Below are 17,051 nucleotides of genomic sequence, written 5' to 3' on the forward strand. Positions count from 1 at the left end.
GACCGGGTCGACGCCCATCGGCTCACACAGTTCCTCAACGAGGCCAGCCGGCCCCGGGAGCGGGCGCTCGAACCGGCCACCGGGCAGGGGCGGACGACCAAGCAGGTGGACCGGTCAGGGCCGCCGTCAGGCCTGCTTCAGGCGCCCCAGGAGGTCGTGGTCCGTGCGCCCGCCGATCCGGTCGCGGTGGTCGCGGTGGTCGGGCGCGACGGGGCCGCGGGCCGGAGGAAGTCCGAGCCGGCCGTCGAGGTGGTCGTGCGGGCGCCCGTGCCCGGCGTGGTGGCGGCCGGTCCGCCCGCCGTGGTGGGCCGTGCGGCGCCCGCCGGGGCGGCCGTCGGGTCGGCGGTCGCGGTACGACGCGCGGCGGGCAGGCCGGGCGTGGCGGCCGGAGTGCGCCCGCCCGGTTCGATCCGCTCGATCCGCAGCACGAGGTTGCGGTCCTGGCGGTCGCCGGCCCGGTCGCGGTTGCGGCTGTGCACCTGCTGCGTCTGCACGCCCCGGACCTCCTGCCAACGGCCCTGGACCGCGCGGATGTTGGGACTCCACTCGCCCTCGTGGCAGTGCTCCAGGTCCAGCTGCCAGCTCGCGGCGTCGACCACGTGGACGGCGCCGACCGCCGCCGGGACCAGGACCGGCGCGGCGCCCCGCACGGTCACCACCGCCCGCTGCTGCCACGGGCCCTCCACCGCCGTCACCGTGATCCGGCTCGGCCCCTGGTACCAGGCCATGGTCGTCCTCCCGCGTCCGTCCTCGCGCCGGTCGCCGACCGGCCTCAGCAGATACCACGGGCGGCGGGCCCTCCAGGGTTCGACCGGGCTCGACCGGGCTCCGCCGGATTCGACCGGCCGGGGGTCACTCGTCCACCGGCACCTGACGGACCCGGACGTCCCCGCAGACGACGAAACCCGCGGGCACACCACCGCTGAGCAGATGGAGCCGCAGGTAGCGAGCAGACGCCGGGCCCGGCACGTCGACCAGCGCCTCGATCTCCGGGTCGGAATCCGCCTCCCGGATCTCCAGGTCCTGGTAGCCCGACCGCGTCTTCATGGCCAGGACACTGACGAACTCGACCTCCGTGGCCGTGTCCCTCCCCTGCTTCCAGAAGCTGCGGAACAGCAGCGTCCGGTGCGAAACGCGGTACGACCAGACCTGCATGTCCTCGTGCAGGTCCAACGGCAGCGGACTCGTCGTCATGCCGGTTCTCCTCTCCCGGGCGCGGTACTGCGCCGCCGAGTTGCGTACTAGCCGGCGTACTGCCGCCGGAGGGCGTCGAGGTGCTTCGCCCCGCGCTCGGCCTCGTCCAGGTGACCGAGGTCCAGGGCTGCCGTGGCGCGGCCGTAGACGTAGAAGACGTCCTCGCGCTCCTCGGCGGACAGCGTCCGCAGCCGGCGCAGCACGTCGAAGTCGACGTCCAGGGAGAGTTGGACGGCCGCCAGGCGGTCGCGGGCCGTGACGGGCAGCCGGGTGCGCAGCACGTCCTTGAGGTGGTCGCGGATGCGGCGATCCGCTTCCTCGGGCCGGCGGACGGCGGGCCGGTGCGGATGGTCCCCCAGCTCGTCGGCCCAGGTGGCGAGAACGCCGTGGATCGCCTGCAACGCCGCCACGTCCCCGGGGTCGGTGGCGAACACCTCCCCGGCCAGCCTGGCCGCCTCCCGGGCACGCCCCTCGACGTCCGTGCAGGCCGCGACGAATCCGGCGAGCGTTCCGCACCTCCACCGCAACTCGGCGGCCTGCCAGGCTTGTTCCATGTCCACGTCGGCACCCTATCGGGCGGCCGGCCGGGGTTGTCGACCGCTTTTGGGCGGCGGGCCGGCCGGGCCGTCGTCGACGAGCACGAAGGCAACCGAGGGCGCCGCCGGCTCGCCGGTCCGGCCGCGCCATGCCGCGAACGGTCTGCTACCCCGGTATCCGGGCGCCCAATGCCCGGATGAACCAGTCGAAGGCCGGCGCCAGGCTTTCCGGGGCCGACCAGCCGTTGATCACGGCGAGCAGCTGAAGGTACCGCTCCCTGCGAGGGTCGTTCACGGTCTCCAGGCGGGTCGACAGCCGGCGCCGGAGGTCGACGTCGTCGGGGAGCCCCACGGCGTCCGCGTACTGGGCCATGACTGCCGCAACGACCCGATCGGCCTGGGGCGAGCCCGGGTCGATGCCGGCTGCCAGGGCCGGGCCGACCTGGTCGAGGGCCGCTGCGGCAGGGTCACGGCGCGGGCACGTGGTGCCGACCTGGGCGTGATCGGCCACGTAGTGCTCGACCGTGCGCCGCGTGCCGGCGCGGAAGTCCGGGTCCTGGGACAGCTCGGCCAGCTCCACCCACGCCTCGACCTGCTCGGCCTCCGGGTTGTCGGGCAGCTCGGGCGTCATCGACCGCGTGATCCCCGCGAGTCCGGGGTTGGCGTCCAGCAGTCCGCTGAAGGCGGTGTCGAGGAAATCGCCGATCAGCCGTCGACGTTCGTCCTCGGAGAGCTTGGCCAGCTTGTGCATGAAATCCATCTCCTCAGGGGTGGACCCGCGCCTGGCCACCGCCGTCAGCACCGCGCGCCGCAGGCGCAGCGTCCGGATCTGCACCGCCAGTGCTTCGGCGTGCGCCGCGGCGACCTCGGGAAGGGAGATCTCCCGGTCCACGACCTTCCGGATGGCAGGGAGGTCCAGTCCCAGGTCGCGCAGTGTCCGCACGAGGTCCAGACGTGCGACGGCGTCGATGCCGTAGAGGCGGTAGCCGGCCGGGCTACGGTCGGTCGGCGGCACGATCCCGCAGTCGGAGTAGAACCGGATGGCCTTGACCGTCAGACCGGTCCGCCGGGCCAGATCACCGATCGGGTAGAGCGTGTCGCCGTCCATGCCCTCACCCTCCCACCTCCCCCTACAGGAGACTCAAGCCCACCCGCCTGCCGGCGGCAGACCACCCGTCAGTCACACAGAGGCTTCACTCGAAGCGGTGGTTTGCCCTCTCAGAGGAGTGGCCGGGCAGCTCGCTGCGCTGGGGTGGGTACGGACTCGCCGTTCGCACCAGCAGCGGCCCTCTCACCTCAAGGAGTGTGGATGCCCAGTCAGAACCCGCCAGGGGTCTTCGTGACGGAGCTCCCCAGCGGAGTACGCACGATCACCGGGGCGAGCACATCGGTCCCGGCGTTCCTCGGTTACACGAAGGCCTCCGCCAACGACGATCCGAGCGCGGCCCCCGAGCCGTTCACCGACGCCGAGCGTGTCGTCCCGCAGAAGATCCGCAGCTGGCAGGAGTTCGCCGCCCGCTACAGCGTCCAGGGAATCGCCAAGGAGCTCGCGGACGCGACCGAACCGGCCGCGATCCACACGCTGCAACGGTGCCTGCCCCTGGCCGAAGCGGTCTACGGGTTCTTCGCCAACGGCGGGAGCACCTGCTACGTGGTCGGCTTCACCAGCCCGCAGAGCGCCGTCTCACCCGAGGAGCTCAAGGGGAACACGGACGCCCGCACCGGCCTCGCCGCCCTGGAGACCGTTCCCGAGGTCACCATGGTCGCCGTCCCCAGCCTCTGGGACATGACCGCGGACGCCTCCGCCGAGAAGGAGGCGCCGACGCCCGACCATGCCGAGGGCGTCGGCAGGATGGCCCAGGTCGTCAAGCACTGCACCGAGCAGCGCAACCGGCTGGCGATCCTCGACCCGCCGCCCGGCCTGACCCCGGCCGAGGCGGCGGCCTTCGCCGACACGCTCGGCTCGCGCGACTCCGACGACGCCGCCTTCACCGCCCTGTACTACCCGTGGATCACGGTCCCGGGCGTCGACGCCGTCGAGCGCACCGTGCCGCCCTGCGGCCACGTGGCGGGTGTCTGGGCCCGCACCGACGCCGAACGCGGCGTCTTCAAGGCCCCCGCCAACCAGAACCTCCGCGGCGCACTCAAACTCCAGACCGTCCTCACGGACGACCAGCACGGGGAGCTGAACGCGAAGGGCGTCAACTGCCTGCGGCTCTTCCCGGACCGGGGCCTGCTCGTATGGGGCGCTCGTACCAGGTCGACCACACGCGACTGGCGCTACCTCAACGTCCGCCGCCTCGTGTCCTACCTCGCCGACTCCGTCCACCAGTCCTCGACCTGGGCGGTGTTCGAGCCCAATGACGAACGGCTGTGGGCGACACTGCGGCACTCCGTGTCCTCCTTCCTCACCGACCAGTGGCGGCAGGGCGCCCTCGTGGGACGCACGCCGGACGAGGCGTTCTATGTGATCTGCGACGACACCAACAACACACCCAAGACCATCGACGACGGCAAGGTCATCTGCGACATCGGCGTCGCACCCGTGCGCCCCGCCGAGTTCGTCCACTTCACCATCACCCAGATCGCGGGACAGTCCGGAGAGGCCCCCAAGGCCACCTGACGGCACACCTGTCCGCCCCGCCGTTGCGCGGCTCGCGGCTCGCGGCTCCCGGCTCCCGGCTCCCGGCCCGAGCAGGAAGGCGGACCGGCCGACTTCCTGCTCCGGTGGCCGGCCGGAGGCTCCTCGGCGGCCGGGCAGTATGGCGCGCGATCGTGAACGCCGCCGGATTCGGCCGCCGGGCCCGTGGCGGGTACCGTGACTGGATGCCGATTCCCCGTTCGTGGCGAGGGAGTTGGCAGAGCTGATCGCCGAGGCGGGCGCCCGGAGGAAGCCGTGGACCTCCTGGGCCCCGCCCGTTCCTGGCACCGCCGCACCTTGGCGGGGCTACTCCTGGAGCTCGGGCGGATCGACGAAGCGGTGGCCCTGTTCCGGCTGCGGTAACCGGCCGCTCCCGCCCGGCCGCGTGCCCGGACCCGGCGTCGCCGCCGGCGTCCGGCGTCCGCTCTCGGCCTCGGCTTCGACGCCGAGGCCGACGTCGGGACGACGGGCCGGCCGTCGCCACCGGTTCCGGAACGCCCGGAGGACCGCGACGACGGCAGCCGTGGCGAGGCCCGCGAGGAACTCGGGCAACGCGGCTCGCAACAGGTCGCTCATCGGGCCGTCCTCGCGGCCGCGGCGGTGCGCTCGGCGTGGAGGGCGCCCCGGCGCCGGAGCTTTCGGCGCACCCGGTCGCCGTACGAGGGCGGCAGGCCCGCTTCGACGGCCGCCTGGAGCCAGCTCCCGCCGTCCCGCGCGAGCCGGACGGCGACGGCGGCCTCGTCGGCGGTCAGGCCGCGCAGGACCGCTCCGATCCGCTCGTCGTCGAACTCGTGCCGCAGGACCACGTCCTCGGCGCTGCGGTGGTCGGTGAGCGCGTCCTCCAGGGTCACGCCCGCGCCGATCGTGACGCTGGTCAGCCGGGTGGGGCCGTTCCTCGTCCCCCGGTTCCACAACGGCAGCCACCGTTTGCGTTCCTCCTTCGCGCAACGGTCGAGGAGCGCCACCAGCTCGGGATCGCTGCGGCAGTCCCCGAGGCCGTCCACCCAATCGCCCAGGAGCGCGTCGATCACTCCCTCTCGCCACTCCTCCGGCCGCGCCCTGCCGAGCACCCTGCGGGTGAAGTCGTCCACGCCTTCGAGGTCTCCCACGAGGGCCGCGAAGCGGGCGGCCAGGGCCGCGACGAGAGCCGCCCGGGCGGGCGGCGGTGGCGGGGAGCCGAGGTGCCTGATCGACCTGGCCAGACCGATCAGCAGGACAGCGACCGAAGCGGGCGGCACCTCGGCGAGTGCGGTGTCCAGACCGGCCGTCGTCATGGCGTCCGCCACGTCGTCGAACCCGAAGATCCGAAGCATCTGCGCGGGCCGGTTCCTGGTGATGTACAGCAGCTTGATGATCAGGTGCGGGTCTGCCCGGTCCGCGCCGGGCACGACCAGCACCGACTGGCAGCGCTCCCGCCCGCGCCGGTCGGCCCCTCGGTAGTTCACGTCGGTCAGGAACTGCCGGGGCAGCCCCGGGCCCGGCCGGAACTCGATGCACACACCGTCGATGCACACGGCGATGACTCTCCTCTGCGACTCGTACGAGCAGGCTCTACTTCCGGGGACGGGAGCACGGCACAACGGCAAAGAATCCGGAGGATCGGGACGTGATCTGCGTCACGTCGGACGAATGGGCGCCCGCACCCGGCCGGGGCGGCACCGGTCCGCGGCTCCGGCCGGGCGCCGGCGACCGGCCGGTGGTGAACCGCCGGGCGGGCGCGGGCCGTATAGCTGGGCGGGGCACCGACCGGGTGGGTCCCGACGAACGATCAGGGGAGGCGTACGCCGATGGCCGAGGTGGAACCTCACCGGACCTCCGCCCGGGCCGGGCGTACGCACCGGCCGACGGACGTGGTCCGCGCCGTCGCCGGAGCGCCCTTCCCGCCCCACCGGCAGACGGACGCCGGCCGGCGCGCCGCCGGAACGCCGATCACGTGCCGGCGCCCGGCGCCCGCGATACCGCCCGCCGGCCGGGTGGCGCGATGAGTGCGCCGCAGTCCGGGGCCTCGTCCGCACCGGCTCTGCGCCGCCGGTTCGGCCGTCGTGGGGCGCCGTCCGCTCCACCGCCCGTACCGGCCGGGCGGCGGGGGCCGTCGCGGTCGATCCTGCGGCCGTTCGGGCCGCACTACGTCATCGCCCCGCGTGAGGTGGGCGACGACGAGCTGGCGGCGGCGATGGGCAGCCTGCGGCCGGTGCCGGACGCCCTCGTCGTCGTGGCGGCGGCGGCCGACGCCGCGCCGGTGCTGCGCGAGCAGATGGCCGAGCTCGGGCTGATCGCCCGGACCCGGGGCGCTGCCCGGCTGATCCTCGCCGCCTCCGGTCTCGCCGCGCTGGGCCCGGGTGGGCGGCGCCCCGCCGAGGTGGTCGCCGACAAGGCCGGACTGCCGGTCGTGGCCCCGGACGGTCTGGTGTCCATCCAGCCCGACGGCACCCTCAAGGTGACCGCGCCCGAGGGTGCCACCGAGCCCGCCGCGTGGTGGAGTTGCCCGCCGGGCGGCCGTCCGCGGCGGCTGCGGGAGACCGTCGAGGCGGCGACCGCCGTCGGACCCGGCCAGGCGCCGCCCGAACCCGAGCCGACGACGTGGCCGGCGCCGGCCGGTCCGGCGTGGGGCGCCACCGGGCCGGCCGCGTGGCCGCCGCCCGCCGTCCCCGTCCCCACCCCCGTCCCCACCCGTACGGTCGCCGCGGCGCGCCCGACCACGCTGCCCGCCTCGGTCGTCGTCCAGCGCCTCGCCAACGGCTTCTGGCTCAGCCACGCGACGGCCCGCCCGGAGGCCGGGATGCCGTTCCTGGAGCAGCTCGCGACACCGCCCGGCACGACGCCGCTGCTCGTCGGCACGCCCACCCAACCCGTCCTGACCCCCGAGGAGTTCGCCGACGCCGCGCTGTCCCTGCCGACCGGCTCCGACCAGCTCCTCGTGAGCGCGCCGTGGGCGGACCCGGGAGCGCTCGCCGCCCTGTCCGGCACGCTCGCCGAGCGGCTCGGCCGGCCCGTGCACGCCGCGGTCGGCCTCCCGGTCGCGGGCGACGGCGCGTTCACCACCCGGGTGCTCGACCACCGCGGCGCCACCACCTGGGAGCCGTACCTGATCCGGCTGACCTCCGGCAGCCGTCACGACACCGTCAGCACCGCCTGGCGCAACGGCGGCGCCGGGTGGGACACCGTCGGCCCCGGACTGTTCCGCGCCTTCCCGTTCTGGTGCCTGGAGGCCGTGCCGGCCGGGCTCTGGCTGCGCCCCGAGCCGCCGTACGCGTGGGCGCCACGCTTCCTGCGCCCGGACCCGGCCCGCCCGCTGCTCGTGGTGGGCGAGCAGGCCCGACTGATCCCGCACGACGTGTGGGAGCAACTGTCCGCCCTGCTGGACCAGTTGCCCGGTGACGGCGCACGGGGTTTCGGGCTGCTGCTACACGGCCTGGTCGACACGGCGTCCGAGAGCAGCGCCCGGTTCTTCGCACGGATGCACGGCCTGGTGTGGCTCAACCCGCCCGCCCGCACGCAGAACGGTCTCCCGGCTCCGGCTCTCCCCACGACGTACGCGGTGGGCGGCGGCCTCGGCACGCCGAGCGGGCCGAGCAGGCCGGGTACCCCGAGCGCGCCGAACGTTCCGGAACGCTTCGCCCTGCCGGCGCACCGGAACGAGGGGTTCGTGACGGGACGGGTCACACCCGCCGATCCGGAGCTCGCTCCCCCGGCCGCCCCGCCCGCCGGACTCGCCACGAGCAGTGGCGCGGCGCCGGCGAGCCGGCCGGCCACCGCCGCGAGCCCATTGACGGCGGAGGCGACGGCGAGCGCCACCGCTCCGGCCGGGTCTCCCGCCACCGAGCGCCCGGCCGAACGGCCCACCGCCTCCACCGAACCCGCCGCCCCCACCGAGCCCGCCGCAGCCCCGACGCCTGAACCGCCCGTGGCCCCGGAGCCGGAGGAGCCCGCGGAGCCGGAGGTGGCAGAGGCGCCCGAGGTGGCAGGGACGCCCAAGGTGGCAGAGGCCGCAGAGGTGCCGGAGCAGCCCGAAGCACCCGCCCAGCCGATCGCCCTCACGGCCCGCTACTTCACCCCCGCCGACGTCCCGCCGCTCGCCCCCGTGAGCAGCGCCGCCGACCGGGACGCCTTCCGCTCGCTCCTCGGCGACCACTACCAGCGCGGCGCCGGCCGGGTCGAACCGGCCGTCACCCGCCTGCCGGGCCTGCGCTCGACCGGCCGGGACGACCTCAAGCCCGACCTGGTCGCCGTGCTGCTGCACCACGAGGGCGCCGACGTGCCCGCCGGCCCGGCCGCGCTGGTCGCCGGGGCCCGCAGCGGCGCGCCCGGCCCGCTCGCGCCCTACCTCGCCTGCCTGGCGTCGGGCCTGCGCCGCCTGCCGAGCCACCACGGCGCGGTGCTGCTCGGCGCCGACGTCCCGCCCGAGATCCTCGACGCCTACCCTCCGGGACTGGTCCTCGTCGAGCCGGCGCCGGTCACCGGCGTCTCGTCACCCGCGGCCGACCTCGGCACGCCGGTGGAGTTCGCCGTGTGGTCGACAACCGGGCGCCGGACGGCCGTGTTCGCCGCCGACGGCGAGGTACCGCAGGTCGTCTTCTCCCCCGGCACCACCTTCACCGTCCTCGACACCGTCCCCGGCGACGGCACGACCCGCCCCGCCCGCGTCCTGCTGCGCGAGACCACCAGCACGCCCCCGGCCACCGCCGACGCCGCACGCGACCGCAGTGCCCGGGACCGCCTGCGGGCCTGGCTGGAGCGCCGCGACGGCACGGCCCCGGCCGACCGCCGCCCGGTCACCGGACCGGAACGCTTCCGCCTGACGCCCGGCACCGCCCTGCCCGCCCGCCCCGGCGCCGGCCCGTGACCTGCCCGGCTCCGGCGGACGGCCCGGTCCTCGGCCGCCGGGCCCGGCGCTGACGAGCGCCTGGACGCAGGGCAGGTCATCGCCGGTCCCCGTCGAGTTCAGCGCGCAGCAGCGGTGATCACCCCGATATCGCCCCTGGAACGTCTGGAACTCCCCTGGAACGTCCCTCGGGTGGGCGTCACCTGCCCACGGCGTAGCCCTGCATGCCGCGCGGGTTGGCGGCCGCCGACAGGACGCCGGTCTCGGGGTCGCGGGCGACGGCGCACAGGCGGCCCTCCGACCACGGGCCCCCGACGGTGACGTCGTGGCCGCGCCGGCGCAGGCCCTCGATGACGTCCGGGCCGAGGCGGGACTCGACGAAGAGGCTGCCGGGCCGGCCGGCGCGCGGATAGAAGGAGCTCGGGAAGCTCTCGGTGTGCCAGTTCGGCTCGTCGATCGCGCCCTGGAGGTCGAGCCCGCCGCGCATCGGCGGGCGCAGGGCGAGGGCGAGGAGGAAGTGCAGGCTCCACTGGTCCTGCTGGTCGCCGCCCGGTGTGCCGAAAGCGAGGACGGGCCGGTCGCCGCGCAGGGCGAGGGACGGCGAGAGGGTGGTGCGCGGACGGCGGCCGGGGGTGAGGGAGTTGGGCAGTCCGGGGGTGAGGGCGGCCATCTGGAGGCGGGTGCCGAGCGGGAAGCCGAGTCCCGGGACGACGGGGTTGGACTGGAGCCAGCCGCCGCTCGGGGTGGCGGAGACGAGGTTGCCCCAGCGGTCCACGACGTCCACGTGGCAGGTGTCGCCGCGGGTGCCGCCGTCCCTGGCGACGGTGGGCTCGCCGGAGCCGGGCGCCGCCTCGGCGGGGGCGTACTCGGCGAGCCTGGGCGCACGGCCCTCGGGGCTGCCGGGCCGCAGGTCGTAGGACGCCCGGCCGCCGATCAGGGCACGGCGGTCGTCGTTGTACCCGGGCGACAGGAGCGCCTTGAGCGGCACCTCGGCGGCGTCGCCGAACGCGTCGCCGTACCAGGCCTCGCGGTCGGCCATGGCGAGCTTGGTGCCCTCCACGAGTGTGTGGACGTACTCGGCCCCGTCCAGCGTCCCGAAGTCGTCCGGCAGCAGGGCGAGTTGCTGGAGGAACACCGGGCCCTGGCTCCACGGTCCCGGCTTGGCGACCGTCCACCCGTTCCAGGTGTGCGTGACCGGCTCCTCGTAGTGCGCTTCGAAGGCCGCGAGGTCGTCGCCGGTCAGGGTGCCCGCGTGGCGCTCTCCGGAGGTGTCCAGCGCGGGACGGGCCGCGAAGCCGGCCAGTGCCTCGGCGATGAAGCCCTCCCGCCAGACCCGGCGCGCCGCGTCGATCTGCGCCTCGCGCCCGCTCCCGGCGGCCTCGGCCTCGGCGACCAGGCGCCGCCAGGTCGCGGCGAGCGGCGGGTTGGTGAGCAGCGCGCCGGGGCGCGGCGCGTGCCCGCCGGGCAGGTAGAGCTCCGCCGAGCTCGTCCACTCCCGTTCGAAGAGCTCCCGGACGGTCTCGACGGTCGCCCCGATCCGCTCGACCGCCGGGTGCCCGTGCTCGGCGTACCCGATGGCGAACCGCAGGACCTCCGCCAGCCGCTTGGTGCCGTGGTCGCGCAGCAGGAGCAGCCAGGCGTCGAACGCCCCGGGCACGGCGGCCGCCAGCGGTCCCGTCCCCGGGACGAGGGACAGGCCGAGCGAGCGGTAGTGCCCGATGCTCGCCCCGGCGGGCGCGGGCCCCTGCCCGCACAGCACCCGCACCGGCCCGTCCGCGGGCGCGAGGATGATCGGCACCTCGCCCGCGGGCCCGTTCAGGTGCGGTTCGACGACGTGCAGCGTGAACGCGGCGGCCACGGCCGCGTCGAACGCGTTCCCGCCGTCCTCCAGCACCGCCTGGCCGGCCGCCGACGCCAGCCAGTGCGTCGACGAGACCATCCCGAACGTCCCCTGCAAGGTCGGTCGAGTCGTGAACACCGGTACCCCTCCCATCCTGAAGCCCCCGCCGTCTCCGGTTGGCACCCATCGTGTCCACTGCCGACCGTCCTGTCACCACCGCCACCGCCCGGAGCCGCGCTGCTCCGGAGGGTGAGGATCGTCACTGGTTCGCTCCATGGGCCCGCAGGGTGGGTAGGTGTACGTTCCAGCGACCACCGGGCGGGGATCCCGACTCCCCCTCGATCGCAGTTGCTCCGGTCCGCAGCGCCTCCGGCGAAGAGAGGTACCAGACATGTCTGCACAGGTGCCGGTCCACCACCATCCACCCCAGCGCGTCGGTGTGGTCGCCGAGTCGAGCGTCGGGGAGACCCGCGTCGCGGCGACGCCACCGACGGTGCGGCAGTTGCTCGGGCTCGGCTACGAGGTCGTCGTCGAGTCGGGGGCCGGGACGGCCTCCGGCTTCACCGACGCGGCGTACGCCGAGGCCGGCGCGCGCATCGGCGACGCCTGGGCGGCCGAGGTCGTCCTGAAGGTCAACCCGCCGTCGGGCGACGAGATCGCCCGGTTGGGTGAGGACGCGACCCTCGTCGCCCTGCTCGCACCGGCGCAGCGCCCCGAACTGCTGAAGGCGCTGTCGGCACGCGGCGTCACCGCGCTGGCGCTGGACGCGGTCCCGCGGATCTCCCGGGCGCAGTCGATGGACGTGCTCAGCTCGATGGCCAACATCGCCGGGTACCGGGCGGTGATCGAGGCGGCCCACGTGTTCGGGCGGTTCTTCACCGGGCAGGTCACCGCCGCGGGCAAGGTGCCGCCGGCCAAGGTCCTGGTGGCGGGCGCCGGTGTGGCCGGGCTGGCCGCGATCGGTGCGGCGTCCAGCCTCGGCGCGATCGTCCGGGCGACCGATCCGCGGCCCGAAGTCGCCGACCAGGTTAGGTCGTTGGGCGGCGAGTACCTGGCCGTGGAGGTCGCCCAGGAGGCGGGCTCGGACGGCTACGCCAGGGCGACGTCGGCCGAGTACGACCGGGCCGCCGCCGCGCTCTACCACGAGCAGGCGCGGGACGTGGACATCGTCGTCACGACCGCGCTGATCCCCGGCAGGCCGGCGCCCCGGCTGCTCACGGCCGAGGACGTGGCGGCGATGCGGCCGGGCAGCGTCATCGTCGACATGGCCGCGGCGCAGGGCGGCAACGTCGAGGGCACCGTGCCCGGACGCGCCGTGGTCACCGACAACGGGGTCACCATCATCGGCTACACCGACCTGACGGCCCGGCTGCCCGCCCAGGCCTCGCAGCTGTTCGGCACCAACCTGGTGAACCTGCTGAAGCTGCTGACGCCGGGCGGGGACGGGCGGCTGGCCGTCGACTTCGACGACGTGGTGCAGCGGGCGGTGACGGTCGTCCGGGCGGGCGAGGTCACCTGGCCGCCGCCGCCCGTGGCCGTGTCGGCCGCCACCGTCGGCACAGCCACCACCGCCGCTGCCACCGGCCAAGCGGCTGCCGCGCAGATCGGCCCGAAGCCGTCCCGGCTCACCCCGCCGCTGCGCTTCGGGCTGATCGGCCTCGGGATGCTGGCGACCTTCCTCCTGATCGCCTTCGCGCCGGCCCAACTGGCCCGGAACTTCACGGTGTTCGCACTTGCCGTGGTCATCGGCTACTACGTCATCGGCAAGGTCCACCACGCCCTGCACACCCCACTGATGTCGGTGACGAACGCGATCTCCGGGATCGTGGTGATCGGTGCCCTGCTCCAGATCGGGCACGAGAGCCGGCTCGTGACGGCGCTGTCCTTCGTGGCGGTCCTGCTGACGAGCGTGAACGTCTTCGGCGGCTTCGCCGTCACCCGCCGCATGCTGTCGATGTTCTCGATCTCCCCCACCTCCCAGCCGTCCCAGTCGTCCCCGTCGTCCCAGCCGTCCTCCGAAAGGCGTTGAGTCCGATGACTTCCACGACGGCCTCCCACGCCGCGGACCTGGTCGCCGCGCTGCTGTTCGTCCTCAGCCTGGCCGGGCTGTCCCAGCACCGGACCTCCCGGGCAGGCGTCGTCTACGGCATCGCCGGCATGGCCCTCGCCCTGGTCGCCACCGTCGTGCTGGCGGCGCGGGACGTCTCCGCCGGCGCGGTCGCGCTGATCGTCCTCGCGATGGTGCTCGGCGGGGCGGCGGGCCTGTGGCGGGCGCGGCGGGTCGAGATGACGCAGATGCCCGAGCTCATCGCCGTGCTGCACAGCTTCGTCGGCCTCGCCGCCGTCCTGGTCGGCTGGAACGGCTACCTGGAGGTCGAGTCCCACGGGTCCGCCCAGACCCGGGTGGCCGGGGACCTGCTGGGCATCCACCACGCCGAGGTCTTCATCGGCGTGTTCATCGGCGCGGTCACGTTCACCGGCTCGATCGTGGCCTTCCTGAAGCTGTCCGCCAGGATCGCCTCGCGCCCGCTGGTGCTGCCGGGCAAGAACGCGCTCAACGTGGGCGCGCTGGCCGCGTTCGCGGTGCTGACGGCCTGGTTCACGGCCAGCCCGGGTCTCGGCCTCATGATCGCGGTCACCGTCCTGGCGCTCGCCCTGGGCTGGCACCTCGTCGCCTCGATCGGCGGCGGCGACATGCCCGTCGTCGTCTCCATGCTGAACAGCTACTCGGGCTGGGCAGCGGCGGCGGCCGGGTTCCTGCTCGACAACGACCTGCTGATCGTCACCGGGGCCCTGGTCGGGTCCTCCGGCGCCTACCTGTCGTACATCATGTGCAAGGCCATGAACCGCTCGTTCCTGTCGGTCATCGCGGGCGGGTTCGGCATCGAGGCTCCGTCGGGCTCCGCGCAGGAGCAGGGCGAGCACCGCGAGATCCGCGCGGAGGAGGCCGCCGGGCTGCTCGCCGCGGCCCGGTCCGTGGTCATCACGCCCGGCTACGGCATGGCGGTGGCCCAGGCGCAGCACCCGGTGGCGGAGCTGACCCGGCGGCTGCGCGAGCGCGGGATCGGGGTGCGGTTCGGCGTGCACCCGGTGGCGGGCCGTCTGCCCGGGCACATGAACGTCCTGCTGGCCGAGGCGAAGGTGCCGTACGACATCGTCCTGGAGATGGACGAGATCAACGACGACCTCGCCGCGACCTCGGTCGTCCTCGTCATCGGCGCCAACGACACCGTCAACCCGGCCGCCACCGACGATCCGTCCAGCCCGATCGCCGGCATGCCCGTGCTGCGGGTGTGGGAGGCGGAGCAGGTGATCGTCTTCAAGCGGTCGATGGCCTCCGGCTACGCCGGCGTGCAGAACCCGCTGTTCTTCCGGGAGAACACCGGCATGCTGTTCGGCGACGCCCGGCAGAGCGTGGAGGCGATCCTCCGGGCCCTGCCCGAGGGCCACGGCGGTCCGGCCGCCGCCGTCCGCCAGACGACGGCGGCGGGTTAGCGAACGGCGGGTCGGCGGACGCGGCCGGTCGACGGACGCGACGGACCGCCCGGGCACCGGGCCCGGACGGTCCGCCCACCGGCCCACCGGCCCGCCCTCGGGCCCGCCCGCCCACCGCACGAACCGCCCGCTCAGCCCTTCGTCAGCAGCCGCCGGACGTTCTCGGCCTTCGGGGAGCCGAGTTCCTCGTAGAGGGCGAGGCTGCGGCGCCACGCCTCGGCGGCGGCCGCGGCCTGGCCGAGGTGCCGGCGGATGATGCCGAGCTGTTCCAGCGCGGACGCGGTGCCGTCGCGGTCGCCGATGTCCTCGCGGATCGCCACGGCCTGCCCGGCCAGGTCCAGGGCCCTCGCGAAGTCGCCGGTGTCCTGGAGGACTTGGGCGGTGACGTGCAGGGCGTGGCCCTCGCCGTAGCGGGAGCCGAGCGCCTGGAAGGCGGCCAGCGCGAGGCGGCAGTTGACGAGTGCGGGGTCGGACCGGCCGAGGACACGGTAGGCGGGGATCAGGTTGAGGAGGCAGACGGCCTCGCCGTAGCGGTCGCCGGCGGTGCGGAAGGCGTCGGCGGCGCGGGTGAGGTGGCCGATGGCCGTCTCGTAGTCCTGGAGCTGGCGGTGGCTGACGCCCAGGTTGGCCTCGATCATGGCGGTGGCCTCCGGGTCGCCGTCGCCGAGGAGGCCGTCGGCGTGCCGGTAGCGGGTGATGGCCTCGCGGTAGTCGCCCTGGGCGTGGGCGAGGGTGCCGGCCTGGACGAGCATGAGGGCCTCGCCGGTGCGGTCCGCCGAGCGGCGGGCGTGGTCGAGGGCGAGCCCGGTGGCGTTGTTCCAGTCCCCCCAGTACTTGCGCAGGGTGAAGAACGGCCAGAGGCTGTGGGCGAGTTGCCAGCACAGCGGGTCGTCGTCCCGGCCGGCGGCGTGCCGCACGAGGTCGACGAGGTTGGCGCGTTCGGTCTCGTACCAGGCCATGGCCGCCTCGGCGCCGTCGAAGTCCGGCTGCGGCAGGCCGGGCGGGGGCGGTGCGGCGGGGGCGAGGCGGGCGTGCGGCACGAGGAGCATCCCGGCCCGGCGGGAGGCGTGCAGGTACCAGAGCGCGAGGCGCCGTTCGGCGGCGAGGCGCCCGGCCGGGGCGTCCTCATTGCGGGCGCGCTCCTGGGCGTAGAGCCGGATGAGGTCGTGGAAGCCGTAGCGGCCGGACTCGGGCGCCTGGAGCAGGTGGTGGGCGGTCAGTTCGGCGAGGAGCCGTTCGCTGGGCGCCGGGTCGCGGTCCAGCAGCGCGGCGGCGGCCGGCACCCCGACCGACCGGCCGGGCACCAGGGCCAGCAGCCGGAACGCGGCGGCCTGGTCGGGGGCGAGGTGGGCGTAGCTGGCCTCGAAACTGACCCGCACCGCGCGGTCGCCGACCCGGAGTTCGTCCAGCCGTCCGCGCGCGTCGGCGAGCCGCTCGGCCAGCATCCGCACCGTGCGGCCGGGTTCGGTGACGAGCCGGCTGCCCGTGATGCGCAGCGCGAGCGGCAGGCCGGCGCAGTGGGCGAGCAGTTCGGTGGTCGCGTCCGGTTCCGAGGACAGCACGGCGGGGTCGGCGATGCGGCCGAGCAGGTCCCTGGCCTCGGTGTCGGTGAACGCGGCGAGCTCGATCCGCTCCACGCAGTCGAGTTCGGGCAGCCGGCTGCGGCTGGTGAGCAGCACCGCGCAGCCGCTGCTGGCCGGGAGCACGGGCCGGATCTGGGCGCCGTCGAGCACGTCGTCGAGCACGATCAGGACGCGCCGGCCGGTCAGCAGGCTCCGGTAGAGGGCGGCGCGTTCGTCGAGTACCGGGGGGACGTCGGTGGGGCTCACGCCGAGCGCCCGCAGGAGGCGCGCGGCGACCTCGGCGGCGGGTACGGGCGCCTGGTCGGCGCCGCGCAGGTTGGCGAACAGCTGGCCGTCGGGGTAGCGGTCCCGGTGCGCGTGTGCGGCGTGCACGGCGAGGCTGGTCTTGCCGATCCCGCCGGGGCCGGTGACCACGAGCACCGGGGTCCGCCCGGCGGTGCCGTCGCGGCCGAGCGCGTGCCGGACGGCTTCCAGTGCTGCCGTGCGGCTGGTGAAGTCCGCTAGGTCCGCCGGGAGTTGAGCGGGAGCCCGGACGGCTGCCGGGCGTGGCGCGCCGGTCTCGACGTCGGCACCGGCGTTGGCGCCGGCGTTGGCGCCGGCGTTGGCGCCGGCGTTGGCGCCGGCGTTGGCGCCGGCGTTGGCGCCGGCGTCCGTCCGGGGCCCGGCCGGCTCCGCACGGGCCGGCTCCGCCCGGGCCGCGGCGATCAGTTCGGCCCGGTCGCCGTCTGCCAGCCCCAGCGCGTCGGCGAGCGCGGCGACCGACTTCAGCCGGGGGTTGCGCCGGCCCGCCTCCAGCATGCCGATCGCGTGCGTGGAGACGCCCGACCGTTCGGCGAGGCCCTCCTGGGTCCACCCGAGGCGCAGCCGGTATTCGCGCACCATGTCCCCGAAACGCACGACAACCCCCATCGCCCCCGCCGAGATGCCGCCGCCAACTATG

The 17,051-nt window shown here is 75.0% G+C and carries 12 protein-coding genes; 4 read left to right on the plus strand and 8 right to left on the minus strand.

Annotated features, from left to right (window positions below):
• Positions 1–137: 137 nt before the first annotated feature.
• The 4 genes from ACFVSN_RS05400 to ACFVSN_RS05415 form a co-directional block, all read right to left on the minus strand.
• Positions 138–728, minus strand: coding sequence for a hypothetical protein (locus ACFVSN_RS05400; protein WP_387597887.1), 591 nt, complete (start codon positions 726–728; stop codon positions 138–140).
• Between the two features lie 124 nt (positions 729–852).
• Complete coding sequence (locus ACFVSN_RS05405) at positions 853–1,194, minus strand: hypothetical protein (RefSeq protein ID WP_380441486.1); 342 nt, start codon at positions 1,192–1,194, stop codon at positions 853–855.
• A gap of 47 nt (positions 1,195–1,241) precedes the next feature.
• Complete coding sequence (locus ACFVSN_RS05410) at positions 1,242–1,754, minus strand: hypothetical protein (protein WP_380507961.1); 513 nt, start codon at positions 1,752–1,754, stop codon at positions 1,242–1,244.
• Between the two features lie 142 nt (positions 1,755–1,896).
• Complete coding sequence (locus ACFVSN_RS05415) at positions 1,897–2,838, minus strand: MerR family transcriptional regulator (RefSeq protein ID WP_387597890.1); 942 nt, start codon at positions 2,836–2,838, stop codon at positions 1,897–1,899.
• Positions 2,839–3,039: 201 nt separating this feature from the next.
• On the opposite strand from ACFVSN_RS05415, the gene ACFVSN_RS05420 reads away from it, so the two are divergent.
• A complete protein-coding gene (locus tag ACFVSN_RS05420) occupies positions 3,040–4,353 on the plus strand; it encodes a phage tail sheath family protein (RefSeq protein ID WP_387597893.1) in 1,314 nt (437 codons plus the stop codon).
• Between the two features lie 324 nt (positions 4,354–4,677).
• On the opposite strand, the gene ACFVSN_RS05425 is transcribed toward ACFVSN_RS05420, so the two are convergent.
• Together ACFVSN_RS05425 and ACFVSN_RS05430 are read right to left on the minus strand one after the other, a co-directional pair.
• Entirely contained in the window at positions 4,678–4,947 is a 270-nt protein-coding gene (locus tag ACFVSN_RS05425) for a hypothetical protein (RefSeq protein WP_387597896.1), read from the minus strand.
• Positions 4,944–5,885 carry a hypothetical protein gene (locus ACFVSN_RS05430; RefSeq protein WP_387597898.1) on the minus strand — a complete coding sequence of 314 codons (942 nt, stop codon included), beginning with the start codon at positions 5,883–5,885 and terminating at the stop codon, positions 4,944–4,946. Before ACFVSN_RS05430 ends, ACFVSN_RS05425 begins: the two co-directional genes overlap by 4 nt.
• 467 nt (positions 5,886–6,352) lie before the next feature.
• Between ACFVSN_RS05430 and ACFVSN_RS05435 the strand changes: the two genes are divergently transcribed.
• Entirely contained in the window at positions 6,353–9,214 is a 2,862-nt protein-coding gene (locus ACFVSN_RS05435; protein WP_387597901.1) for a hypothetical protein, read from the plus strand.
• Positions 9,215–9,392: 178 nt separating this feature from the next.
• Here the strand turns inward: ACFVSN_RS05435 and ACFVSN_RS05440 are convergent, their stop codons facing one another.
• On the minus strand, positions 9,393–11,171 hold the full coding sequence (locus ACFVSN_RS05440; protein ID WP_387597904.1) for a gamma-glutamyltransferase family protein: 1,779 nt from the start codon (positions 11,169–11,171) through the stop codon (positions 9,393–9,395).
• Between the two features lie 253 nt (positions 11,172–11,424).
• Here ACFVSN_RS05440 and ACFVSN_RS05445 point away from each other — a divergent pair, with 253 nt between their 5' ends.
• Together ACFVSN_RS05445 and pntB are read left to right on the plus strand one after the other, a co-directional pair.
• Positions 11,425–13,062, plus strand: a complete 1,638-nt coding sequence (locus ACFVSN_RS05445) for a Re/Si-specific NAD(P)(+) transhydrogenase subunit alpha (RefSeq protein ID WP_387597907.1) — start codon at positions 11,425–11,427, stop codon at positions 13,060–13,062.
• Between the two features lie 5 nt (positions 13,063–13,067).
• Positions 13,068–14,528, plus strand: a complete 1,461-nt coding sequence (pntB, locus tag ACFVSN_RS05450) for a Re/Si-specific NAD(P)(+) transhydrogenase subunit beta (protein ID WP_380509208.1) — start codon at positions 13,068–13,070, stop codon at positions 14,526–14,528.
• Between the two features lie 131 nt (positions 14,529–14,659).
• Here the strand turns inward: pntB and ACFVSN_RS05455 are convergent, their stop codons facing one another.
• Positions 14,660–17,008 (minus strand): ATP-binding protein, encoded by a 2,349-nt coding sequence (locus ACFVSN_RS05455; protein ID WP_387953707.1) that lies wholly within the window; start codon positions 17,006–17,008, stop codon positions 14,660–14,662.
• Positions 17,009–17,051: the final 43 nt, after the last annotated feature.

Source organism: Kitasatospora sp. NPDC057904 (assembly GCF_042887925.1).
Classification (GTDB): domain Bacteria; phylum Actinomycetota; class Actinomycetes; order Streptomycetales; family Streptomycetaceae; genus Kitasatospora.